Origin of the sequence: Streptomyces sp. NPDC059452, from assembly GCF_042750035.1 — a bacterium.
Classification (GTDB): Bacteria; Actinomycetota; Actinomycetes; order Streptomycetales; family Streptomycetaceae; genus Streptomyces.
Genome location: NZ_JBHYVE010000037.1, coordinates 39,212 through 62,331, shown reverse-complemented (window position 1 = coordinate 62,331; position 23,120 = coordinate 39,212). Strand labels below are relative to the sequence as shown.

The following is a 23,120-nucleotide window of genomic DNA, read 5'->3' as shown; positions in this document are numbered from 1 at the left end:
GGGGGGGGGGGGGCGCGGTCCCCCCGGGGGGGGGGGGGGCCCTCAACAAACACCCCCACACCCCCCCCCCCCGGCCGCGCGGCCCGGGGGGCGGTCGGGGAACTGCGCGGCGGCGCCGGTTCGTTGGGCGGATCAGCCGCGGTCGGCGGCGGAGCCTCCGCGGCTCTGGCTGCCCGGTCCCTCGTAGTCCTCGCCGTAGGCGCCCTTGGAGGGGCGGCGGCGGCGCAGCGGCGGCTCGACGCCGTCCGCGAGCCGCCGGGCGGTGACCAGGAAGCCGGTGTGGCCGATCATCCGGTGGTCGGGGCGCACGGCCAGGCCCTCGACGTGCCAGTTGCGGATCATCGACTCCCAGGGCTGCGGTTCGGCGAAGCAGCCGATCTCGCGGATGGATTCCACGGTGCGCGAGAGCTGGGTGGTGGTGGCGACGTAGGCGCAGAGGATGCCGCCGGGCACCAGGGCCTTGGAGACGGCCTCCAGGCACTCCCAGGGGGCGAGCATGTCCAGCACGACGCGGTCGACGTCGGTGTCCGAGAGGTTGTCCTGGAGGTCTCCGACGGTCAGCTGCCAGGCGGGGTGCGGCGAGCCGAAGTAGCGCTCGACGTTCTGCTGGGCGATCTCGGCGAAGTCCTCGCGGCGCTCGTAGGAGTGCAGCATGCCCTGCTCACCGATGGCGCGCAGCAGGAAGGTGGAGAGCGAGCCGGAGCCGACCCCGGCCTCCACGACGCGGGCGCCGGGGAAGATGTCGGCGAAGGCCAGGATCTGGCCCGCGTCCTTGGGGTAGACCACGGCGGCGCCGCGGGGCATGGACAGGACGTAGTCGGGGAGCAGGGGGCGCAGCGCGAGATAGGCGACGTTTCCCGTGGTTCGGACAACACTGCCCTCGGGAGCACCGATCAGCTCGTCGTGCGGGAAAGAACCCTTGTGGGTGTGGAAGTTCTTTCCGGCTTCGAGCGTGAAGGTGTAGTGGCGTCCCTTGGGGTCGGTGAGCTGTACCTGGTCCCCGACCTTGAAGGGCCCACGTCGGCGGGCGGCACCGGTCGGTTCAGACATGTGACCAGCGTACCGGTGTTTCCCGGGCCGCCGACCGCCCGGCCCGGGGTGGGAGACGGCCCGCTCCCCGGGCCCCGGGGAGGCCCTCAGGTCCCGGGGCGGGCCATGGCCTTGACGAAGGCGCGCTCGACGTCGGCGGTGGAGAGGACTCCGTAGATCTCGCCGGTCTCCTCGACGACCAGGTACTCGGTGGCCGGGGTGGCCTTGAGCCGGTCCAGGAGGGCTTCTCCGGCGAGCTCGGCGGGGACCCTCATGCCCTCGGTGAGGTCCTGGGCGAGGCCGCTGACGGCGACCCAGGGGCGGCGGTGTTCGGGGACGCCGACGATGGCGGCCTCGCGGACGACGCCCTTGGGGTGGCCCTGTCCGTCGACGACGACCAGGGCGCGGGCGCCCGCCTCGTTGGCCCGGCGCAGGGCCTCGGAGAGCGGGGTGGCGGACTCGACGGGGACGGCGCGCCGGGTGAGGGTGCGGGCCCGCAGGTCGGGCAGGTGCTCGCGGAGCCGGGCCATGCGCAGGCTGTTCCCGGCGCCGGTCCAGATGATGCCCGCGAGGATCGCGGCGAGGAGGGCGTCCATGACGGTCTCCACCCCGCCGATCTCCTGGTTGGCGCTGCCGACGGCCCCGGTGTGGGTGAGCAGCGGCAGTCCGATGAGGACGGTGACGGCGAGGCCCCGGCCGACCCAGGCGGCGGCGATCGTGCCGCTCATGGGCTTGCCGGTGATCTTCCAGACGACGGCGCGGAGCATCCGGCCGCCGTCGAGAGGGAGACCGGGCAGCAGGTTGAAGGCGGCCACGATGAGGTTGGAGATCATCAGCCCGGCGAGCAGGACGCCGGGGACGGTGCCGGGCTCGACGAGCTGCATCGCACCGTAGAAGACACCGCCGAGGACGAGGGAGAGGAGCGGGCCCACGAAGGCGAGGATGAACTCGCGGCCGGGGGTCTCGGTCTCCTTCTCGATCTCGGAGACGCCGCCGAAGAACTGGAGCTGGATGCGGCGGACCGGGAGCTTGTACCGCAGGGCGGCGACCGTGTGGGCCAGTTCGTGGACGAGTACGGAGGCGTAGAACGCGATCGCGAAGAACAGGGCCACCAGATAGCGGGCGGAGCCGAGCTCGGGCAGGACCCGGTCGAGCTGGCCGCCGAAGACCCAGGTGATCAGTGCGGCCACGACGAACCAGCTGGGGGCGACGTACACGGGCACACCGAAGGGGCGGCCCATGAGCAGGCCGCCGCCCGGATCGGCGGGGCGTCTGGGCTTGCCGCCCTCGGGGGCGGCGCCGGGGTCCGTTCCCCCTGCGCCGGGCTGCGGCCGCCCGCTGTCGCCGCTGTTGTCCACGTGGTCCCTTCGGTTCGGTGCGTGGCCTGGGCCACGATGATGCAGTCTGCGAGGGTCTGCCGTCGATGGTATGCCGCTGACTGTCAGTGGCGGGCCGTAGGGTCTGGAGACATGACTTCCGTGCCCCGGCCGCCGCAGCCGCCTTCGTCCCTGTCGCCGTCGCGGGCGAGCGATTTCATGCAGTGTCCCCTGCTCTACCGCTTCCGCGTGATCGACAAGCTGCCCGAGAAGCCCAGCGAGGCGGCTACCCGCGGCACGCTGGTCCATGCGGTGCTGGAGCGGCTCTTCGACGCCCCTGCGGCGGACCGTACGGCACCGAGGGCGCGGGCGCTGATTCCCGGCCAGTGGGACCGGCTGCTGGAGTCGAAGCCGGAGCTGGGCGAGCTGTTCGCCGGGGACGCCGAGGGCGAGCGGCTGTCGCGCTGGCTGGGCGAGGCGGAGCGGCTGGTGGAGCGGTGGTTCTCGCTGGAGGACCCGACGCGCCTGGAGCCGGCGGAGCGCGAGCTGTTCGTCGAGACGGAGCTGGAGTCGGGGCTGCGGCTGCGCGGGGTGATCGACCGGATCGATGTGGCGCCGACCGGGGAGGTGCGGATCGTCGACTACAAGACGGGGAAGGCGCCCCGGCCGGAGTACACCGAGGGCCCGCTGTTCCAGATGAAGTTCTACGCGCTGGTGATCTGGCGGCTGAAGGGGATCGTGCCGCGCCGGCTCCAGCTGGTCTATCTGGGCAGCGGCGATGTGTTGACGTACGACCCGGTGGTGGCGGATCTGGAGCGGGTGGAGCGCAAGCTGCTCGCGCTGTGGGAGGCGATCGCGCTGGCGACCGAGACCGGTGACTGGCGGCCCCGGCCGACGAAGCTCTGCGGCTGGTGCGACCACCAGGCGGTCTGTCCGGAATTCGGCGGGACTCCCCCGGTATACCCCCTGTCGATCCGCCCGGCGGAGCCGGGCGAGGATGGCCAGGGCAGAATGGCCCCTGTCCGGGCCGAGGCCGGCCAAGTCAGTGGCTCTTGAGGGCCTGTGAGGAGTTTCCGTGGCGATCCGCGTCCTACTGGTCGACGACCAGCCGCTGCTGCGCACCGGTTTCCGGATGATTCTGGAGGCCGAGGGCGATCTGGCGGTGGTCGGTGAGGCCGGTGACGGTCTTCAGGCCATCGATCAGGTGCGGGCGCTCCAGCCCGATGTGGTGCTGATGGACATCCGGATGCCGCGGATGGACGGGGTGGAGGCGACCCGTCAGATCACCGGTCCCGGGAAGGACGGCCCGGCGAAGGTGCTGGTGCTGACCACGTTCGATCTCGACGAGTATGTGGTGGAGGCGCTGCGGGCGGGGGCGAGCGGCTTCCTGCTGAAGGACGCCCCGGCCAATGAGCTGGTCCAGGCGATCCGGGTGGTGGCGGCGGGCGAGGCGATGCTCGCCCCGAGCATCACGCGCCGGCTCCTGGACAAGTACGCGGACCATCTGCCCTCCGGCGAGGACCCGGTGCCGGACGCCCTGCACACGCTGACGGACCGTGAGGTGGAGGTCCTGAAGCTGGTGGCGCGCGGCCTGTCCAACGCGGAGATCGCCGCGGATCTGTTCGTCAGCGAGACGACGGTCAAGACGCATGTGGGCCATGTGCTGACGAAGCTGGGCCTGCGCGACCGGGTGCAGGCCGCGGTGTACGCGTACGAGAGCGGCCTGGTGCGCCCCGGCGCGCAGTAGGTGCCCTGAAGACGCATTGGGTGCCCTGAAAACGAGGCCGTCCGGCCCGCCCCCTCCTGTTTGACCAGGAGGGGGCGGGCCGGACGGCTTTCGCGGTTATGGACCGGTTGTCAGGAGGTCTTGTTGAGCCCCTGTCAGGCGGTCTTGTTGAGCTCCCAGAGCTGGAGCTCGGAGGTGGCGCTGATGGACCGCTCGACCCCGGCGACCCCGCTGCGGGAGGCCACGTACTGCTTGCCCTGCCAGATCGGCAGGACCGGGACGTCGGTGGCGACGATGTCCTGGAGCTTCTCGTAGGTGGTGGCGGCGGCGCTGCGGTCGGCCTCGCGGCGGGACTTGGGGATGAGGACCTTCTGCGCTTCCTGCGACGTGTAGGGGGAGTTGAGGAAGTTGTTCTTGTCCAGGAACGGGGCGGTGTAGTTGTCCGGGTCCGGGAAGTCGGGGAACCAGCCCATGCCGTAGGCCGCGTAGTCGCCGCGCTTCTGCTCCGGACGGTACTTCGACCACTCCTTGCCCTCGACGGCGACGTCGAAGAGGCCCGAGCTGTTCAGCTGCTGCTGGAGCGCCTTGAACTCCTTGGCGGTGGCGGAGCCGTAGTGGTCGTTGGTGTAGTGCAGGGTGAACTTCACCGGCGTCTCGACCCCGGCGCTCTTGAGAGTCTGCGCGGCCTTGGCGGTGCTGGGCTCGCCGTACTTGTTGAAGAAGGCGTTGGTGTGGCCGGTGATGCTGGAGGGGATCAGCGAGTAGAGCGGCTCGGCGGTGGTGCCGTACACCTTGCCCGCGATCTCGCCCCGGTCGATGATCTGCGCCATGGCCTGCCGTACGGCCTTGTTGACCACCGGGTCCTTGGTGTTGAAGCCGAGGTAGCTGATGGCGAGGCCGGGCATCTCGGTGAGCTCGATGCCTTCCTTGGGCTTCACGAGCATGTCGCGGGCCTGCTCGGGCGACATGGCCCGGGTCATCATGTGGATCTTCTTCTCCTCCAGCGCCCGGCCCATGGCCTCGGCGTCGGGGAAGAGGTCCATCTCGACCTTGTCGTTGAGGACCTTCAGCTCACCCTTGTACGAGGAGTTCTTGGTGAAGGCGATCCGGACGACCCGGCCGTCCTCCACCTGCGGCTTCATGGTGTACGGCCCCGAGCCGTCGACCTGGAAGCCGGTGCGCGCCTCCTTCGCCGGGTACTGCGCCTTCGGCACGATGCCCGCGGCGGGGGTGGCGAGCTTGTACGGGAAGGTGGCGTCGGGGGTCTTCAGGTGGAAGATCACCTGGTCGGAGCCCTTGGTCTCGATCGTGTCGATGTTGGTGAGGAGCCCGACCGGTCCGCTGTCGGAGTTGATGTCGATGACCCGCTGGATGGAGTACTTCACATCCTCGGCGGTGACGGGGGTGCCGTCGGCGAACTTCAGGCCCGCGCGCAGGGTGCAGCGGTAGCTCTCGTTCGCGGTGTCGGTGAACGTGCAGCTCCGGGCGGCCTCGGGCACGGGTTCGCCGCCCCCGCTCGGCACGGTGGTCAGGGTCTGCACGGTCTGCCGCAGGACGTTCCAGACGCCTGCCTCGTACCCGATGGCCGGGTCGAGAGGAGCGGGGTTCTCCTCGGAGGCCACGAGCTGGTCCGTGGTGCCGACGACGATGGCGTTGGAGCCACCGGCGCCGCTGTCCGTGCTGCCGCAGGCGGCGAGCACGGGGGCGAGCAGGCCGACGAGGGCCGGCAGCACCAGGGTCTTGCGGTTCATACGGACGTTCTCCCTCATCACGGTGTGTGAGGAACCAAAGTTAGTAGCCGCCGCTGACCGCTCCGACCGCATGCGGAGCCGCCCGCCCTTCTCCGGCCTCCGAAGGAGGCGATATTTGGCCACCATTCCGGACAGATCATCTGATCATGACAGGCCGCGGCGAGTCTTCAGGTGAGGAAGCTCACCTGTCCGACCTCTTCACACAGACGGGCTGTGGCTGATTCACCTCCATGAAAAGTTGCCGGAACGCACACAGTGCGTTCAGCCCGTGCCGGTGATGAGCTTCCGGAGGAAGGCGAGGTCGACCTCTTCGAGGGAGCCGACGACGACCCGGCCGACGGCGGGGGCGATGGGGGCCACGGAGGGTACGGCGACCACCCGGCACCCCGCCGCCTCGGCCGCGGCGACCCCGGTCGCGGTGTCCTCGATGACCGCGCAGCGCCACGGGTCGGCGCCGAATCCGGCGGCGGCGGTCAGATAGGGCTCGGGGTGCGGCTTGGTCCGGGTGACCTCGTCACCGGCGACCGTGAGCGCGAAGTGGTGGTGGCCGACCGAGTCCAGCACCCGGTCGATGATCCGGCGGTGCGAGGCCGAGACGAGCGCGGTGGGGATGTCGTACGCGGACAGCTCCGCGAGCAGCCGCCCGGCGCCCGGCATCAGCGGCACCCCGCGCACGATGCGCTTCTCGAAGCCGTCGTTGAGCAGCACGGTCAGCTCGTCCAGCCGGATGTCCGCACCGGTCACCTCGATGAGGTAGCCGGCGCTGCGGGTCATCGGGCCGCCGACGACCACATCCCGCCAGGCCTCGTCGAGCTGGTGCCCGAGACCGGCGAAGACCTCCTTCTCGACGTCCCACCAGAAGCCCTCGGTATCGACCAGGGTTCCGTCCATGTCGAGAAGGACCGCCTGCAGGGCGGCGCCTTCGGCCGTGCGGGTCAGGGACGCGGGGACCGTACTCGTCATCCGGCACACCTTCCGTAAGGGACGAGAAGGCCGGCCGCCATTCCCGGATGGGGAGGGCGACCGGCCTGCACTGGACCGACCAGTGTACGACCTGTCCGGCCACGGCGCGCGAACGACGCGGAGCCGCGGGGTGAAGAGACGGCTACCGGGCGTTGAAGTACTTCGCCTCGGGGTGGTGGATGACGATGGCGTCCGTGGACTGCTCCGGGTGGAGCTGGAACTCCTCGGAGAGCTCCACGCCGATCCGTCCCGGCTGGAGGAGATCGGCGATCTTGGCCCGGTCCTCCAGGTCGGGGCAGGCCCCGTAACCGAGCGAGAACCGTGCGCCCCGGTACTTCAGCGCGAACATGTCCTCGACGTCGGCGGGGTCCTCCCTCGCGAAGCCCAGCTCGCTGCGGACCCGGGCGTGCCAGTACTCCGCGAGGGCTTCCGCGAGCTGGACGGAGAGGCCGTGCAGCTCCAGGTAGTCGCGGTAGGAGTTGGCGGCGAACAGCTCAGCGGTGGCCTCGCCGATCCGGGAGCCGACGGTGACGACCTGGAGGCCGATGACGTCGGTCTCGCCGGACTCCTCGGGGCGGAAGAAGTCCGCGAGGCAGAGGCGGCGGCCCCGGCGCTGGCGCGGGAAGGTGAAGCGGGTGCGCTCGGAGCCGTCCTCGTGGAGCAGGATCAGGTCCTCGCCCTTGGCGACACAGGGGAAGTAGCCGTAGACGACGGCCGCCTCCAGGAGGTTGTTGGACTGGAGGTGGTCGAGCCAGCCGCGCAGGTGCGGGCGTCCCTCGGTCTCCACCAGCTCCTCGTACGTCGGCCCGTCGCCGGTCCTCGCCTGCTTGAGGCCCCACTGGCCCTTGAAGAGGGCGCCCTCGTCGAGCCAGGAGGCGTACTCCTTGAGCGGGATGCCCTTGATGACGCGGGTGCCCCAGAACGGCGGCTCGGGCACCGGGTTGGTGGTGGAGACGTCCGAGCGCACCGGGCCCTCGGGCTCCTCGACCTCCAGCACGGCTGTGGTGTTCTTCTTGGGGACCCGGCGCTGCTTGAGCTCGGGCAGGGCCGCGCCCGGCACCCCGCGCTTGACGCCGATCAGCGCGTCCATGAGGCGCAGCCCCTCGAAGGCGTCCCGGGCGTAGCGGACCTCGCCCTCGTAGATCTCGTGCAGGTCCTGCTCGACGTAGGCCCTGGTCAGCGCGGCGCCGCCGAGGATCACCGGGAAGTCGGCGGCCATCTTGCGCTGGTTGAGCTCCTGGAGGTTCTCCTTCATGATCACGGTGGACTTCACCAGGAGACCGGACATGCCGATGACGTCGGCGCGGTGCTCCTCGGCGGCTTCCAGGATCGCGGAGACGGGCTGCTTGATGCCCAGGTTGACGACGTTGTAGCCGTTGTTGGACAGGATGATGTCGACGAGGTTCTTGCCGATGTCGTGGACGTCGCCGCGGACGGTGGCGAGCACGATGGTGCCCTTGCCGTCGGCGTCGGACTTCTCCATGTGCGGCTCCAGATGGGCCACCGCGCTCTTCATGACCTCGGCGGACTGGAGGACGAACGGCAGCTGCATCTGGCCGGAGCCGAACAGCTCGCCGACGACCTTCATGCCCTCCAGCAGCGTGTTGTTGACGATGTCGAGGGCCGGGGTGTCCTGGAGCGCCTCGTCGAGGTCGGCCTCCAGGCCGTTCTTCTCGCCGTCGATGATGCGCCGCTGGAGGCGTTCGTCGAGCGGGAGGGCCATCAGCTCCTCGGCCTTGCCCGCCTTCATCGACTTCATGTTGACGCCCTCGAAGAGCTCCATGAGCTTCTGGAGGGGGTCGTAGCCCTCGGCACGGCGGTCGTAGATCAGGTCGAGGGCGACCTTGACCTGCTCCTCCTCCAGCCGGGCAATGGGCAGGATCTTCGAGGCGTGCACGATCGCGGAGTCCAGGCCCGCCTTGACGCACTCGTCGAGGAAGACCGAGTTCAGCACGACCCGGGCGGCCGGGTTGAGGCCGAAGGAGATGTTGGAGAGGCCCAGCGTGGTCTGGACGTCGGGGTGGCGCTTCTTCAGCTCGCGGATCGCCCCGATGGTGGCGATGCCGTCGCCGCGGGACTCCTCCTGGCCGGTGCAGATGGTGAAGGTCAGGGTGTCGATGAGGATGTCGGACTCGTGGATGCCCCAGTTGGTGGTGAGGTCCTCGATCAGCCGCTCGGCGATGGCGACCTTGTGCTCGATGGTGCGGGCCTGGCCCTCCTCGTCGATCGTCAGCGCGATCAGGGCGGCGCCGTGCTCGGCGGCCAGGGCGCTGACCTGCGCGAACCTCGACTCCGGACCGTCGCCGTCCTCGTAGTTCACCGAGTTCAGCACCGCCCGGCCGCCGAGCTTCTCCAGGCCGGCGCGCAGCACGGGCAGCTCGGTGGAGTCCAGCACGATCGGGAGGGTGGAGGCGGTGGCGAAGCGCCCGGCCAGCTCGCTCATGTCGGCGACGCCGTCGCGGCCCACGTAGTCGACGCAGAGGTCGAGCATGTGCGCGCCCTCGCGGATCTGGTCGCGGGCCATCTCCACGCAGTCGTCCCAGCGGGCCTCCAGCATGGCCTCGCGGAACTTCTTGGAGCCGTTGGCGTTGGTGCGCTCCCCGATCGCCAGGTAGGCGGTGTCCTGACGGAAGGGGACGTGCTGGTAGAGGGAGGCGGCGCCGGGCTCGGGGCGCGGCTCGCGCTCGGGCGGGGTGAGCCCCCGGGACCGCTCCACGACGGCCTTCATATGGGCCGGGGTCGTACCGCAGCAGCCGCCGATCAGGGAGAGGCCGTAGTCCCGGACGAACAGCTCCTGGGAGTCGGCGAGGCCGTCGGGGCCGAGCGGGAAGTGCGCGCCGTCCTTGGTGAGGACGGGCAGGCCGGCGTTGGGCATGCACATCAGGGGCGTACGGGAGTGGCGGGCGAGGTAGCGCAGGTGCTCGCTCATCTCGTCCGGGCCGGTCGAGCAGTTCAGCCCGATCAGGTCGATGCCCAGTGGCTCCAGGGCGGTGAGGGCGGCGCCGATCTCGGAGCCGAGCAGCATGACACCGGTGGTCTCGAAGGCGAGGGAGCAGATCAGGGGCACGTCGACGCCCAGGGCCTCCATCGCCCGGCGCGCGCCGATGATGCTGGACTTGGTCTGGAGCAGGTCCTGGGTGGTCTCGACGATCAGGGCGTCCGAGCCGCCCGCGAGAAGACCCTCGGCGTTCTGCTGGTAGCCGTCGCGCAGGACGTCGTAACCGATGTGGCCGAGGGAGGGCAGCTTGGTGCCGGGGCCGATCGAGCCGAGGACCCAGCGCTGACGGCCGTCCTTGGCGGCGAACTCATCGGCGACCTCGCGGGCGATCCGGGCGCCCGACTCGGAGAGCTCGAAGATCCGGTCGGCGATCTCGTACTCGTTGGCGGCGGAGTGGTTGGCGCCGAAGGTGTTGGTCTCGACGCAGTCGACGCCGACCGCGAAGTACTCCTCGTGGACCGTGCGCACGATGTCGGGGCGGGTGATGTTGAGGATCTCGTTGCAGCCTTCGAGGTTCTCGAAGTCCTCAAGGGTCGGGTCCTGCGCCTGGAGCATGGTGCCCATCGCACCGTCGGCCACCACCACCCGGGTGGCGAGTGCCTCGCGCAGGGCTGCTGCGCGGGTCCGGCTGTCGGGGGCGGGTGTCGGCAACGAGGCCATGGATGATCTCCCAGGGATGCGACGGCTGTCGGCTTTGCGTCCTTCTTGGGGAAGGCGCACCCCGTCAGCGTAGCCGGACGGCTCAGCCCGTGGTCGGTCCGTCCATGAGGCGGACTGCATGCTGTGCGGGTGCGGCGCCGCCGGCCGTGCGGAGGAGACTTTCCCCCGGAGTCCGGCGCAGGTCGGCATCGACCGATAGTGTTCAGCATTGTCGAACCGAGGTGGAGGAGTACGGCGCGATGGCCAAGAACATCCAGTCGCTGGAGCGGGCGGCCGCGATGCTGCGTCTGCTGGCGGGCGGCGAGCGGCGGCTCGGGCTGTCCGACATCGCCTCCTCCCTGGGGCTGGCCAAGGGCACCGCCCACGGAATCCTGCGCACCCTCCAGCTGGAGGGGTTCGTCGAACAGGACGCCGCCTCGGGGCGCTACCAGCTCGGCGCGGAGCTGCTGCGGCTGGGCAACAGCTATCTGGACGTCCACGAGCTGCGGGCCCGTGCCCTGGTCTGGACGGACGACCTGGCCCGCTCCAGCGGCGAGAGCGTGCACCTCGGCGTGCTCCACCAGCACGGCGTGCTCATCGTCCACCACGTCTTCCGGCCCGACGACAGCCGCCAGGTGCTGGAGGTCGGGGCGATGCAGCCGCTGCACTCCACGGCGCTCGGCAAGGTGCTCTCCGCCTACGACCCGGTGGCGCACAGCGAGGTCCTGGAGGCGGAGCGCCGCTCGTTCACCGCGCGTACGGTGACGGCCACCGACGAGTTCGAGGCGATGCTCGACCTGATCCGCGCCCAGGGCTGGGCCGCCGACGCCGAGGAGACCTGGGAGGGGGTGGCCGCCGTGGCCGCCCCGGTCCACGACCGGCGCAGGATGCCGGTGGGCGCGGTGGCGGTGACGGGCGCGGTGGAGCGGGTGGCGCCGGGCGGGGTGCTGCGCCCCGAGCTGATCGCGGCCGTACGGGACTGCGCCCGCGCGGTCTCCCGGGACCTGGGCGCCGGCCGCTTCTGAGGGCCGGACCCGCGCCCTCCGAGGGCCAGGGGCCACCCCCGTAACGCCTGCAACACCTGAAGACCGGCCACCGCCCCCGTAACGCCTGCCACGTGCGCCCGGGTGCGCCCGCGCGCGTCCGGGCGCATCGTGGGGTAACGATCGCGTCGCGCACCGAGTCCTCCGCCACAGAACCCTTGACGCTTCCTTCACTCGGGGGAAACACTGCCGTTCAACGGTCGGCATTGTCGAACGCCTAACGGCAATACGCGTTAGGGTGTGACAGTGCCAAGGGCCGGTCAAGCCCTTACAGGTGGGCTGCCCACGCTTCGTGGACACCCATCTGGGGCGCGGACCACCGGAGGGACCCGGTGCTCCGCTCTCCCCTGGACGAAGGACAAAGGAGTCGCGGGTGTCCAGCTCCGACATTTTCATCGGCGAGACCATCGGTACCGCCGTACTCATCCTGCTCGGCGGCGGTGTCTGTGCCGCCGTTACGCTGAAGCGCTCGAAGGCCCGGGACGCGGGCTGGCTGGCCATCACCTTCGGGTGGGGTTTCGCCGTGCTGACCGCCGCCTATCTCGCCGGCGGCGTCTCGGGTGCCCACCTCAACCCCGCGGTCACCCTCGGCCTCGCCATCAAGGGCGGCACCGCGTGGGGCGATGTGCCCCTCTACCTCGGCTCCCAGCTGTTCGGCGCGATGATCGGCGCCGTACTGGTCTACGCGGTCTACTACGGGCAGTTCCACGCCCACCTCAACGACCCGGAGATCGTGGGGACGAAGTCCACCCACGAGGGCATGGTCGACCAGACCGCCGCCCCCAAGGCCGGACCGGTGCTCGGGATCTTCTCCACCGGCCCCGAGATCCGCAACGGCGTGCAGAACGTCGTCACCGAGGTCATCGCCACCGTCGTGCTGGTCCTGGCCATCCTGACCCAGGGCCTCAACAACGAGGGCAACGGCCTGGGCGTGCTCGGCGCCCTGGTCACCGCCCTGGTCGTCGTCGGCATCGGCCTCTCGCTCGGCGGGCCCACCGGTTACGCCATCAACCCGGTCCGCGACCTCGGCCCGCGCATCGTGCACGCGGTGCTGCCGCTCCCGAACAAGGGTGGTTCGGACTGGGGCTACGCGTGGGTACCCATCGTGGGTCCGCTCATCGGCGGCGCGCTCGCCGGCGGGCTCTACAACCTCGCCTTCGCCTAGCCCGAGACCGGGACGCGGACCCGAGACCGGGTACCAGCGCCGTAACCCCATCACTTCACAGACTTCCGGGAGCACACCGTGACCGACGCACACACCACCGGCACCCACGGCAGCGGGCCGTTCATCGCGGCCATCGACCAGGGCACCACCTCCAGCCGCTGCATCGTCTTCGACAAGGACGGCCGGATCGTCTCCGTCGACCAGAAGGAGCACGAGCAGATCTTCCCGAAGCCCGGCTGGGTCGAGCACGACGCCACCGAGATCTGGGAGAACGTGCAGGAGGTCGTCGCCGGGGCCATCGTCAAGGCCGGCATCACCTCCGCCGACGTCAAGGCGATCGGCATCACCAACCAGCGCGAGACCACCCTGCTCTGGGACAAGAACACCGGTGAGCCGGTCCACAACGCACTGGTCTGGCAGGACACCCGCACCGACGCGCTCTGCAAGGAGCTCGGCCGCAACGTGGGCCAGGACCGCTTCCGCCGCGAGACCGGGCTGCCGCTCGCCTCGTACTTCGCCGGGCCCAAGGTCCGCTGGCTGCTCGACAACGTCGAGGGGCTGCGCGAGCGCGCCGAGGCCGGGGACATCCTCTTCGGCACCATGGACTCCTGGGTCATCTGGAACCTGACCGGCGGCACCGACGGCGGCGTCCACGTCACCGACGTCACCAACGCCTCGCGCACCCTCCTGATGAACCTGCACAACATGGCGTGGGACGAGAAGATCCTCCACTCCATCGGCATCCCGGCCGCGGTCCTCCCCGAGATCCGCTCCTCCGCCGAGGTGTACGGCCACGCCAAGGGCGGCATCCTCGACGGCGTGCCCGTCGCCTCCGCGCTCGGCGACCAGCAGGCGGCCCTGTTCGGCCAGACCTGTTTCGCCGAGGGCGAGGCAAAGTCCACGTACGGCACCGGCACCTTCATGCTGATGAACACCGGTGGCACCCCGGTGAACTCGTACAACGGGCTGCTGACCACCGTCGGCTACCAGATCGGCGACAAGCCCCCGGTGTACGCCCTGGAGGGCTCCATCGCGGTCACCGGTTCGCTGGTGCAGTGGATGCGCGACCAGATGGGCCTGATCAAGTCCGCCGCCGAGATCGAGACGCTGGCCTCCTCGGTCGAGGACAACGGCGGCGCCTACTTCGTGCCCGCCTTCTCCGGACTGTTCGCCCCCTACTGGCGTCCCGACGCCCGGGGTGTGATCGCCGGTCTCACCCGTTACGTCACCAAGGCGCACATCGCCCGTGCCGTCCTGGAGGCCACCGCCTGGCAGACCCGCGAGATCAGCGACGCCATGACGAAGGACTCCGGCGTCGAGCTGACCGCGCTCAAGGTCGACGGCGGCATGACGTCCAACAACCTGCTGATGCAGACGCTCGCCGACTTCCTGGACGCGCCCGTGGTGCGCCCCATGGTCGCCGAGACCACCTGCCTCGGCGCCGCCTACGCCGCCGGTCTCGCCGTCGGCTTCTGGCCGGACACCGACGCGCTGCGCGCCAACTGGCGCCGGGCCGCCGAGTGGACCCCCCGCATGGACGCGGACACCCGTGCCCGCGAGTACAAGAGCTGGCTCAAGGCCGTCGAACGGACCATGGGCTGGATCGAGGACGAAGAAAGCTGACGAGGAGCATTCACCATGACCACCCTGCAGAGCGTTCCCGCCCTCGGAACGCACCCGGCCTCCGGCTCCCTGCCGAGCCGCGCCGAAACCCGGGAGCAGCTGTCCCGGGCGACGTACGACCTCCTGGTCATCGGCGGTGGCATCCTGGGCATCTCCACCGCCTGGCATGCCGCGCAGTCCGGGCTGCGGGTGGCTCTGGTGGACGCCGGTGACTTCGCCGGCGCCACCTCCTCCGCCTCCTCCAAGCTGCTCCACGGCGGTCTGCGCTACCTCCAGACCGGCGCGGTGAAGCTGGTCGCGGAGAACCACTTCGAGCGCCGCGCGGTCTCCCGCGAGGTGGCCCCGCACCTGGCCAACCCGCTCACCTTCTACCTGCCGGTCTACAAGGGCGGCCCGCACGGCGCGGCCAAGCTCGGCGCGGGCGTCTTCGCCTACTCCGCGCTCTCCGCGTTCGGCGACGGCGTCGGCCACGTCATCTCCCCGGCCAAGGCCTCGCGCGACGTCCCCGAGCTGCGCACCGACAACCTGAAGGCCGTCGCGGTCTACGGCGACGACCAGATGAACGACGCCCGCATGGCGCTGATGACGGTCCGCGCGGCCGTCGACGCGGGCGCGGTCGTCCTCAACCACGCGGCCGTCACGGGCCTGCGCTTCACCCGGGGCCGGGTCACGGGCGCCGAGCTGAAGGACACGGCGGACGGTACGGAGTTCGGGATCACCGCCCGCCTCGTGCTGAACGCGACCGGCCCGTGGGTCGACCACCTGCGGAAGATGGAGGACCCGAACGCGGCCCCCTCCATACGGCTGTCCAAGGGCGCCCACCTGGTCCTCAAGCGGACCCGTCCGTGGCGGGCGGCGCTGGCCACCCCGATCGACAAGTACCGCATCACGTTCGCGCTGCCGTGGGAGGACATGCTGCTCCTCGGCACGACGGACGAGGAGTACGAGGGCGATCCGGCGGATGTCTCGGTGACCGAGGCGGACACCGCGCAGATCCTCGACGAGGCAGCGTTCTCGATCAAGGACCAGCAGCTCTCGCGTGATCTGATCACCTACTCCTTCGCCGGTCTGCGGGTGCTGCCTGGCGGCCCGGGCGACACCTCCAAGGCCAAGCGCGAGACGGTCGTCACGGAGGGCCGGGGCGGGATGCTCTCGGTCGCGGGCGGCAAGTGGACGACGTTCCGCCACATCGGCCGTACGGTGATGAACAAGCTGGCCGCCCTGCCCGGGCACCCGCTGGCGGAGGACATGGAGCCGATGAACCGGCTGCCGAAGAAGCTGCCGCTGCCGGGGATCGCCAACCCGAACGCGGTCGCGCACCGGCTGCTGATCGACGGCGGGACGCCCGGCCCGCGCATGGCGCCGGACACCGCCCGCCACCTGGCCACCCACTACGGCTCGTTGGCCTTCGACATCGCCCGGCTGGCGAACGAGAGCCCGGAGCTGGCCAAGCGCGTCCACCCGGACGCCCCGGAGATCTGGGCCCAGGTCGCCTACGCCCGCGACCACGAGTGGGCCGAGACGGCGGATGACGTCCTGCGCCGCCGGACCACGCTGACGATCCGGGGCCTGGCGACGGACGAGGTCCGCGACGGCGTCGAGAAGCTGCTGGCCGACCGGGACTGATCTCCCCACGGGGTACGGGGACGGGGGCGGCTTCCGACGAGGGAGCCGCCCCCGTCCGCGTACCCGCGTGGCCCCGGCACGCGTCCGTGTACCCGGCACGCGCCACACTCCCGCCATACGCGTGCAATGTGCCGCGAGGAAAGTGGGGGTCATGAGATTCTCGGTGCTTTCCCTGATCGGCCATGACGCACACCCGCTGTCCGGTGAACTTCCCTCACCCGCCGACCGGTTCGAGGAAGTGATCGGCACGGCGGGGGTGGCCGAGGAGCTCGGTTTCGACGCCTACGCGGTCGGTGAGCGGCACGCCGGGGCGTTCCTCTCCTCCAGCCCGAGCGTGGTGCTCGGCGCGATCGCGGCCCGGACCACCAGGATCCGGCTGCTCACCGGGGTGACCGTCGTCGCGATCCTCGACCCGGTCCGGGTGGCGGAGGACTTCGCGACGCTCGACCAGATATCCCGGGGCCGGATCGAACTGGTCGTCGGGAAGGGCGCCGAGGCGGGCCACTTCGACCTCTTCGGGCTGGACGAGGAGCGGCAGTGGGACCTCCAGAAGGAGAAGTACGAGCTGCTGCGCCGACTGTGGACCGAGGAAGGCGTCGACTGGGAGGGCGAGTTCCGGCCGCCGCTGAAGAACGTGACCACGGTCCCGCGTCCGTACGACGGTCTCCCCCGCGTCTGGCACGGCTCGGCCACCAGTCTCAACTCCCCCGAACTGGCGGCCAAGCACGGCGACCCGCTCTTCACCGCCAACGCCATCCAGCCCCGCGAGGCGTACGCGAAGCTCATCGCGCACTACCGGGAGCGGTTCGAGGCGTACGGGCACGATCCGGCGGACGCCCGGGTGGCGGCGGGCTCCGGCGGGCTGCTCATCGCGGACAGCTCGCAGGCGGCGGTGGCGCAGTACAAGGAGCTGTACGAGGCGCGGGTGCGGCAGACGTTCAAGCCGCACCTCGCGGGCAAGCCCGGCTACAACACCCCGTACCGGACCATCGAGGACGCGATCGCGGGCGGGCCCCAACTCATCGGCTCCCCGCAGCAGATCATCGACAAGATCCTGGGGTGGCACACGGTCTACCGCCACGACCTCCAGTCGGTCACCGTGGACGGCTTCGGGCTGAGCAGGCCGGAGCAGGTGGAGACCCTTCAGCGGTTCGCGGAGGAGATCGCGCCGGTGGTGCGGCGGGAGGCGCCTTCCGCTCTCTGGGAGTGAGCTGATGCACTGTTCGGCCCGATGATCCACACCTGCTGGCAAGGTTCACCCGGCCGTGCAAACGGGCTGCGGGCGAAGGGCTCCGAAGCCGTAAGGTTGCTCCGTACGTATGGAGACATCGGAAGGAGGCCCGGGTGATCGAGCTCGAGTCGGTACCCGAGCTGGTCGACCCGGTCATGGTGGCCGCGTTCGAAGGCTGGAACGACGCCGGTGACGCCGCCTCCACAGCGGTGGGCCATCTGGACCGGGAGTGGAAGGGCGAGGTGTTCGCGGCGCTGGACGCCGAGGACTACTACGACTTCCAGGTCAACCGGCCCACGGTGTGGCTGGAGAACGGGGTGCGCAAGGTCGTCTGGCCGACCACCCGGCTCTCGGTGGTGCGTGTCGGCGGGGAGAAGCCCCGGGACCTCGTCCTGGTGCGCGGGATCGAACCGTCGATGCGCTGGCGCTCGTTCTGCAACGAGATCCTCGGCTTCGCCCATGAGCTGGGCGTCGAAATGGTCGTCATCCTGGGCGCGTTGCTCGGCGACACCCCGCACACCCGGCCGGTGCCGGTGAGCGGGGTCACCTCGGACGCGGACCTGGCGCGGACGATGGATCTGGAGGAGACCCGGTACGAGGGCCCGACGGGCATCGTCGGCATCCTCCAGGAGGCGTGCACCCATGCCGGGGTTCCGGCGGTGAGCCTGTGGGCGGCGGTGCCGCACTACGTGTCGCAGCCGCCGAACCCGAAGGCGACGCTGGCCCTGCTCAACCGGCTGGAGGACCTGATCGGGCTGCGCATCCCGCTGGGCGAGCTGCCGGAGGACGCGCGGGCGTGGCAGCTCGGGGTGGACCAGCTGGCGGCCGAGGACAGCGAGGTCGCGGAGTACGTCCAGACGCTGGAGGAGGCGCGGGACACCGCCGAGCTGCCCGAGGCGTCCGGCGAGGCCATCGCCCGGGAGTTCGAGCGGTATCTGCGGCGCCGGGACGGCGGCCCCGGGCCGGGTCCCGGCGGCCATGCGATGGAGAGCGGGGACTCCTCGTATCTGCGGGACCCCTCCAGCGGCCGCACCCGCCCGCCGAAGCCACCGCGCGCGGAGGCCGGGCCGGGTCAGGGACCGGGTCAGAGCCAGGGCCCGGGTCAGGGACCGGCGAAGAAACCCGAGGAGAAGCCCGAGGACAGGTCCGGGAACAGGCCCGAGGACAAGGGGCCTGACGAGGCGTCCGGGGAGAGCTCCGGCGAGGAGTGACGGCTCCTGAGCGAACGGGACCGGCCCCGGACTTCTTCACGAAGTCCGGGGCCGGTCCCGTTCGGTCGATTAACGGGCGGCGGCGGGCCGCCCTCCGTACCGCAGGTCGGCTCCCGTCCTACAGCGCGACTCCCAGCAGGGCGTCGACGGTACGGGAGACGAGGCCGGGTGCCCCCTCGTCCGTACCGCCCTCCGCGCTCTGGAGCTCGGCCCAGCGGTCCACGGCGGCGAGCGCCGCAGGGGTGTCCAGGTCGTCCGCGAGGGCTTCGCGGACCTCCTCCACCAGCGCGTCGGCCGACCGCCCGTCGGGGCGCGAGACGGCGGCCCGCCAGCGGGCGAGGCGCTCGACGGCGTCGGCGAGGACCTGGTCGGTCCACTCCCAGTCGGCGCGGTAGTGGTGGGAGAGCAGGGCGAGGCGGATGGCCGCCGGGTCCACGCCCTCGCGGCGCAGCGCCGAGACGAAGACGAGGTTGCCCCGGGACTTGGACATCTTCTCGCCGTCGAGACCGACCATGCCGGCGTGGACGTACGCCTTGGCGAACGGGTGCTCGCCGGTCAGCGCCTGGGCGTGCGAGGCGCCCATCTCGTGGTGCGGGAAGACCAGGTCGGAGCCGCCGCCCTGGATGTCGAAGCCCATGCCGAGGTGGTCGAGCGCGATGGCCACACACTCGATGTGCCAGCCCGGGCGGCCCTCGCCCAGGGAGGCCCCGTCCCAGCTCGGCTCGCCCGGGCGGGCGGCCATCCAGAGCATCGGGTCCAGGGGGTTCTTCTTGCCGGGGCGCTCGGGGTCGCCGCCGCGCTCGGCGGAGAGCAGGCGCATCGCCGCCGCGTCGAGGCCGGAGACCTCACCGAAGTGCGGGTCGGCGTCGACGGAGAAGTAGACGTCGCCTTCGAGGTCGTAGGCGGCGCCCGCCTCCCGCAGCCGCTCCACGAGCGGGACGATGCCGGGTATGGCCTCGACCGCTCCGATGTAGTGCTGCGGGGGCAGCATCCGCAGGGCGGTCATGTCCTCGCGGAAGAGTGCCGTCTCGCGCTCCGCGAGCTCGGTCCAGTCCTGGCCGTCGCGCACGGCCCGCTCCAGGAGCGGATCGTCCACGTCGGTCACGTTCTGGACATAGTGAACCTGCCGCTTGGTGTCGAGCCACACGCGCTGAACGAGGTCGAACGCGTTGTAGGTCGCCGCATGACCCATGTGGGTCGCGTCGTACGGCGTGATGCCGCAGACATAGATGCGGGCGACGGGACCGGGGTCAAGGGTGATCCGTCCGCCGGTCGCGGTGTCGTGGATCCGAAGGTCGCGGCCCTTGCCAGGCAGGGCGGGGACCTCAGAAGCGGGCCAGGCATGCATGTCCTGAGCGTAACCGGACGTAGCTTCCGGATACGAACCGGATCCGGAATCCTGTCCGAAGAGGCACTCTTGCGGTAAACCTTCGAAAGGCTGTACGGACAGGGCGTTCGCCGGTGGTTGCCGGGGTCCGCCACACGGGCGGCCACGGAATCGGTCACACGGGCGGCCACGGGATCGGCGGCCACTGCCCGCTGGGCTTCGGGTGCGTCCCGCTGCCGAGCAGCCCCGCCACCCGCGCCCGCAGGGCCTCCAGCTCGGCCACCGTGATGAGTTGCGCCATCCGGGTGGCCAGGGGCTCCCCCGGTGCCAGCTCCCCGCCGAGGAGGGTGAGCACCCGCAGCGCCTCCTCGGTGAGCGGCTCCCCGGCCCAGCCCCACAGGAGGGTGCGCAGCTTGTCGTCCGCGTTGAAGGTGACCCCGTGGTCGATGCCGTACAGCCGTCCGCCGGGGGCGGGCAGCAGATGGCCGCCCTTGCGGTCACCGTTGTTGATCACCGCGTCCAGCACCGCGAGGCGACGCAGCCGGGCGTCGTCCGCGTGCACCAGCAGCGCGGTCTTCCCCGCCCCCACGTCGGCGAACCCCACGGCCTTCCAGCCCTCGCCCGGCTCGTCGCCCTCGACGAGGGCCAGCAGCTCGGGTGTGTCCTCACCGGGCCCGTCGATCCAGAGCTGGCACATGCCCTGTCCGTACGGCCCCTCCCGCAGCACGGTCGGCGGCACCAGGTCCCAGCCGGTCGCCCGGGAGATCTCGTACGCGGCCACCTCCCGCTGGGCGAGCGTCCCGTCGGGGAAGTCCCACAGCGGCTGCTCGCCCGCGACCGGCTTGTAGGCGCAGGTGCGCTCCTCGCCCTCGTACGCGACCGTGCAGTGCAGCACCGCGTTGGACGCCCCGCCGACCTGCCCGAGCACGGTGAGCGTGCCCTCGGTGAGCAGGGTGAGCAGCTCGGTGTCCGTCAGGCTCCGCGACGGTATCCGTTCTGGCGCGGGCATACGTGTCCTTCCGGATCGAGCGGCAGGCTGCACAGCGGGCACGGCGGACGCCCGGCGTTGACGACGTCCAGGGCACGCTTGGCGAACGCGCGGGCCTGGGCGCCGCTGAGCCGGACGCGGAGCATCGGGGGGCCGTTCTCCTCGTCCTGGAGGAGCTTCTCCTCGGCCTCCGCGAGGTCGTCCTCGGAGTCCGCGTCGAGCTCGACGAGGGCCTGCGCCTCGACGATCATGCGCTGTTCGTCACCGTCCCAGGCCAGGGCCATGGTGCCGACCCGGAACTCCTCCTCGACGGGGACGTCCAGGGGGGCGGTGTCGGTGACGTCGGTGGGAGCCACGGCGGGCACCGGCGAGTTGCCCCCGGTCCGCCGGACCACCTCGTCGAGCAGTTCGTCGATCCGTTCGGCCAGCGCGGCGACCTGGGTCTTCTCCAGGGCGACGCTGGTGACCCGCCCCTTGGAGGAGGCCTGGAGGAAAAACGTACGGCGGCCAGGCAACCCGACCGTACCGGCCACGAATCGGTCCGGGGGGTCGTAGAGGAACACCTGACGGGACACGTCCTGTCTCCCTTGAGAATCGTTGGGGTGGAAAGCGGCGCTACGGCGCGTCCACCCTACTGCGCGCGGAGATCACGGCGCGCCCCCGCCGCCGCCCACCGCCGCGTCGGACGTGGCGTCACCCGCACCGGACGGTACGGCGTCCGCGCCGACGGGCTGTTCGCGCGGTGCCAGCGGGGTGAGGTCGCCCGTGTCGCCGACCCGCAGGAGGAAGGGGCGCAGCCGGGTGTAGCGGATCGCGGTGACCGAACAGGGGTCGACGTGGATGCGCTGGAAGAGGTCCAGGTGCATGCCGAGGGCGTCGGCGACCAGGGACTTGATGATGTCGCCGTGCGAGCACATCACGTACGTGGCGTCCTCGCCGTGCTCCGCCGCGATGCGGTCGTTCCAGTCGCGTACGGCGTCGACGGCGCGGGCCTGCATGGCGCGCATCGACTCACCGCCGGGGAAGGCGGCGGCGGAGGGGTGCTGCTGGACGACGGACATCAGCGGCTCGTCGGAGAGCTCGGCGAGCTTGCGGCCCGACCAGTCGCCGTAGTCGCACTCGCTGATGCGCTCCTCGGTGTGCACGGGCAGCCCGGGGCGGGCCTCCAGCAGCGGCTGGAGCGTCTGGCGGCAGCGCTCCAGGGGGCTGCTGACGGCGGCGGCGAGCGTGAGGGCGGCCAGCCGACCGGGGAGGGCGGCGGCCTGTTCGGTGCCGCGCTCGTCGAGGAGGACCCCGGGGGTGCGGCCCGCGAGCACTCCGGCGGTGTTGGCGGTGGAGCGTCCGTGGCGTACGAGGATCAGCGTGGGCATACCGGCCAGGGTAGATGTCCCGTGAGGCCGGGTGCGAGGGAGGCGTCACGGGGAAGGAGAGGGCGGTGAACAGGGCCCCGCCCACCTTGTACGTTGTGTCCCTGACCTCCCCGAGGATGCCGAAATGATCGTGGACTGTGCCATCTACCAGGACGGCCGCCGGACCGATGGGCCCGACGACTTCTCCCAGGCCCTCCAAAAGGCCCGGATGTCCGACGACGCCTTCCTCTGGATCGGCCTGCACGAGCCGACGGAGCGGGAGTTCGACCTGGTGAGCCACGAGTTCGGGCTGCACCCGCTCGCGGTCGAGGACGCCCTGCGCGCGCACCAGCGCCCCAAGCTGGAGGTGTACGACGACTCCCTGTTCGTGGTCCTGAAGCCCGTCGCCTACGAGCCGGACAACGACACGGTGAGCGCCGATGAGCTGATGATCTTCATCGGGGACTCGTTCGTGGTGACGGTCCGGCACGGGGAGAGCGCCCCGCTGGCGGTTGTACGCAGCCGGCTGGAGGCGGAGCCGGAGATCCTGGCTCACGGGCCGACCGCCGTCCTGTACGCGATCAGCGACGCGGTGGTGGACCACTACATCGACGTGGGCGGCGAGCTCCAGGTGGACCTGGAGGAGCTGGAGACCGAGGTGTTCGCTCCGACGAGCGGGCCCGGCGGCACCTCGAACACCGCGGCGAGCATCTACACGTTCAAGCGGCAGGTGCTGGAGTTCCGCCGGGCCACCGGTCCGCTGACGGCGCCGATGACCCGGCTCGCGGGGGCGGGGGTGCCGTTCGTCCACGCGGAGGCTCAGCCGTTCTTCCGTGACGTCGCCGACCATCTGACCCGGGTCAACGAGCAGGTGGAGGGGCTGGACCGGCTGCTGTCGGACATCCTCTCGGCCCACCTCGCCCAGATGGGGGTGCGGCAGAACGACGACATGCGCAAGATCTCGGCGTGGGCGGCGATGGCGGCCGTCCCGACCATGGTCGCGGGAATCTACGGGATGAACTTCGACCACATGCCGGAGCTGCACTGGGCGTGGACGTACCCGGCCGTGATCCTGTTCATGACCTTCGCGGTGCTCGGCCTGCACCGGCAGTTCAAGCGGCGGGGGTGGCTGTGA

General features: G+C 70.8%; 18 protein-coding genes. 9 read left to right on the top strand and 9 right to left on the bottom strand.

Annotated elements, in window-relative coordinates; translation table 11 throughout:
• Positions 1-132 precede the first annotated feature (132 nt).
• Both ACFW9Z_RS32595 and ACFW9Z_RS32590 read right to left on the bottom strand, forming a co-directional pair.
• Complete coding sequence (locus ACFW9Z_RS32595) at positions 133-1,050, bottom strand: tRNA (adenine-N1)-methyltransferase (RefSeq protein WP_003970161.1); 918 nt, start codon at positions 1,048-1,050, stop codon at positions 133-135.
• An 86-nt stretch (positions 1,051-1,136) separates the two neighbouring features.
• Positions 1,137-2,387 carry a site-2 protease family protein gene (locus tag ACFW9Z_RS32590; protein WP_384646532.1) on the bottom strand — a complete coding sequence of 417 codons (1,251 nt, stop codon included), beginning with the start codon at positions 2,385-2,387 and terminating at the stop codon, positions 1,137-1,139.
• 111 nt (positions 2,388-2,498) lie between these two features.
• On the opposite strand from ACFW9Z_RS32590, the gene ACFW9Z_RS32585 reads away from it, so the two are divergent.
• Both ACFW9Z_RS32585 and ACFW9Z_RS32580 read left to right on the top strand, forming a co-directional pair.
• Entirely contained in the window at positions 2,499-3,401 is a 903-nt protein-coding gene (locus tag ACFW9Z_RS32585; RefSeq protein WP_384646530.1) for a RecB family exonuclease, read from the top strand.
• A 19-nt stretch (positions 3,402-3,420) separates the two neighbouring features.
• Positions 3,421-4,092: a response regulator transcription factor gene (locus ACFW9Z_RS32580; protein ID WP_030570198.1), complete on the top strand. Its 672-nt coding sequence runs from the start codon at positions 3,421-3,423 to the stop codon at positions 4,090-4,092.
• Positions 4,093-4,226: 134 nt separating this feature from the next.
• Here the strand turns inward: ACFW9Z_RS32580 and ACFW9Z_RS32575 are convergent, their stop codons facing one another.
• The 3 genes from ACFW9Z_RS32575 to metH all read right to left on the bottom strand — a co-directional run bounded on the left by ACFW9Z_RS32575 (position 4,227) and on the right by metH (position 10,443).
• A complete protein-coding gene (locus tag ACFW9Z_RS32575; RefSeq protein ID WP_384646528.1) occupies positions 4,227-5,822 on the bottom strand; it encodes an ABC transporter substrate-binding protein in 1,596 nt (531 codons plus the stop codon).
• Between the two features lie 261 nt (positions 5,823-6,083).
• A complete protein-coding gene (locus ACFW9Z_RS32570) occupies positions 6,084-6,785 on the bottom strand; it encodes an HAD family hydrolase (RefSeq protein WP_384646525.1) in 702 nt (233 codons plus the stop codon).
• A 142-nt stretch (positions 6,786-6,927) separates the two neighbouring features.
• The gene (gene metH / locus ACFW9Z_RS32565; RefSeq protein ID WP_384646523.1) at positions 6,928-10,443 is read right to left on the bottom strand and encodes a methionine synthase; all 3,516 of its coding nucleotides are present in this window, start codon (positions 10,441-10,443) and stop codon (positions 6,928-6,930) included.
• A 239-nt stretch (positions 10,444-10,682) separates the two neighbouring features.
• On the opposite strand from metH, the gene ACFW9Z_RS32560 reads away from it, so the two are divergent.
• The 6 genes from ACFW9Z_RS32560 to ACFW9Z_RS32535 all read left to right on the top strand — a co-directional run bounded on the left by ACFW9Z_RS32560 (position 10,683) and on the right by ACFW9Z_RS32535 (position 18,321).
• A complete protein-coding gene (locus ACFW9Z_RS32560) occupies positions 10,683-11,447 on the top strand; it encodes an IclR family transcriptional regulator (RefSeq protein WP_384646521.1) in 765 nt (254 codons plus the stop codon).
• A 391-nt stretch (positions 11,448-11,838) separates the two neighbouring features.
• Entirely contained in the window at positions 11,839-12,630 is a 792-nt protein-coding gene (locus ACFW9Z_RS32555; RefSeq protein ID WP_384646519.1) for an MIP/aquaporin family protein, read from the top strand.
• 78 nt (positions 12,631-12,708) lie between these two features.
• Positions 12,709-14,253 (top strand): glycerol kinase GlpK, encoded by a 1,545-nt coding sequence (gene glpK, locus ACFW9Z_RS32550; protein ID WP_384646517.1) that lies wholly within the window; start codon positions 12,709-12,711, stop codon positions 14,251-14,253.
• A 15-nt stretch (positions 14,254-14,268) separates the two neighbouring features.
• A complete protein-coding gene (locus ACFW9Z_RS32545; protein ID WP_384646515.1) occupies positions 14,269-15,879 on the top strand; it encodes an FAD-dependent oxidoreductase in 1,611 nt (536 codons plus the stop codon).
• A gap of 151 nt (positions 15,880-16,030) precedes the next feature.
• Positions 16,031-17,089, top strand: a complete 1,059-nt coding sequence (locus ACFW9Z_RS32540; RefSeq protein ID WP_384646513.1) for an LLM class flavin-dependent oxidoreductase — start codon at positions 16,031-16,033, stop codon at positions 17,087-17,089.
• Between the two features lie 134 nt (positions 17,090-17,223).
• Positions 17,224-18,321: a PAC2 family protein gene (locus tag ACFW9Z_RS32535; RefSeq protein ID WP_384646511.1), complete on the top strand. Its 1,098-nt coding sequence runs from the start codon at positions 17,224-17,226 to the stop codon at positions 18,319-18,321.
• Positions 18,322-18,439: 118 nt separating this feature from the next.
• On the opposite strand, the gene mshC is transcribed toward ACFW9Z_RS32535, so the two are convergent.
• The 4 genes from mshC to ACFW9Z_RS32515 all read right to left on the bottom strand — a co-directional run bounded on the left by mshC (position 18,440) and on the right by ACFW9Z_RS32515 (position 22,006).
• Positions 18,440-19,669, bottom strand: coding sequence for a cysteine--1-D-myo-inosityl 2-amino-2-deoxy-alpha-D-glucopyranoside ligase (mshC, locus tag ACFW9Z_RS32530; protein ID WP_384646508.1), 1,230 nt, complete (start codon positions 19,667-19,669; stop codon positions 18,440-18,442).
• A 154-nt stretch (positions 19,670-19,823) separates the two neighbouring features.
• Positions 19,824-20,657 carry an SCO1664 family protein gene (locus ACFW9Z_RS32525; protein ID WP_384646506.1) on the bottom strand — a complete coding sequence of 278 codons (834 nt, stop codon included), beginning with the start codon at positions 20,655-20,657 and terminating at the stop codon, positions 19,824-19,826.
• Positions 20,621-21,211, bottom strand: a complete 591-nt coding sequence (locus ACFW9Z_RS32520; RefSeq protein WP_018515374.1) for a DUF3090 domain-containing protein — start codon at positions 21,209-21,211, stop codon at positions 20,621-20,623. Before ACFW9Z_RS32520 ends, ACFW9Z_RS32525 begins: the two co-directional genes overlap by 37 nt.
• A gap of 72 nt (positions 21,212-21,283) precedes the next feature.
• Complete coding sequence (locus tag ACFW9Z_RS32515) at positions 21,284-22,006, bottom strand: histidine phosphatase family protein (RefSeq protein ID WP_384646504.1); 723 nt, start codon at positions 22,004-22,006, stop codon at positions 21,284-21,286.
• A gap of 124 nt (positions 22,007-22,130) precedes the next feature.
• Between ACFW9Z_RS32515 and corA the strand changes: the two genes are divergently transcribed.
• Positions 22,131-23,120 carry a magnesium/cobalt transporter CorA gene (gene corA, locus ACFW9Z_RS32510; protein ID WP_384646502.1) on the top strand — a complete coding sequence of 330 codons (990 nt, stop codon included), beginning with the start codon at positions 22,131-22,133 and terminating at the stop codon, positions 23,118-23,120.

Coding starts and splice junctions, on each gene's coding strand:
- corA (WP_384646502.1), top strand. CDS start 22,131: ATGATCGTGGACTGTGCCATCTACCAGGACGGCCGCCGGACCGATGGG.
- ACFW9Z_RS32585 (WP_384646530.1), top strand. CDS start 2,499: ATGACTTCCGTGCCCCGGCCGCCGCAGCCGCCTTCGTCCCTGTCGCCG.
- ACFW9Z_RS32575 (WP_384646528.1), bottom strand. CDS start 5,822: ATGAACCGCAAGACCCTGGTGCTGCCGGCCCTCGTCGGCCTGCTCGCC.
- ACFW9Z_RS32515 (WP_384646504.1), bottom strand. CDS start 22,006: ATGCCCACGCTGATCCTCGTACGCCACGGACGCTCCACCGCCAACACC.
- mshC (WP_384646508.1), bottom strand. CDS start 19,669: ATGCATGCCTGGCCCGCTTCTGAGGTCCCCGCCCTGCCTGGCAAGGGC.
- ACFW9Z_RS32570 (WP_384646525.1), bottom strand. CDS start 6,785: ATGACGAGTACGGTCCCCGCGTCCCTGACCCGCACGGCCGAAGGCGCC.
- ACFW9Z_RS32595 (WP_003970161.1), bottom strand. CDS start 1,050: ATGTCTGAACCGACCGGTGCCGCCCGCCGACGTGGGCCCTTCAAGGTC.
- ACFW9Z_RS32560 (WP_384646521.1), top strand. CDS start 10,683: ATGGCCAAGAACATCCAGTCGCTGGAGCGGGCGGCCGCGATGCTGCGT.
- ACFW9Z_RS32545 (WP_384646515.1), top strand. CDS start 14,269: ATGACCACCCTGCAGAGCGTTCCCGCCCTCGGAACGCACCCGGCCTCC.
- ACFW9Z_RS32540 (WP_384646513.1), top strand. CDS start 16,031: ATGAGATTCTCGGTGCTTTCCCTGATCGGCCATGACGCACACCCGCTG.
- ACFW9Z_RS32525 (WP_384646506.1), bottom strand. CDS start 20,657: ATGCCCGCGCCAGAACGGATACCGTCGCGGAGCCTGACGGACACCGAG.
- metH (WP_384646523.1), bottom strand. CDS start 10,443: ATGGCCTCGTTGCCGACACCCGCCCCCGACAGCCGGACCCGCGCAGCA.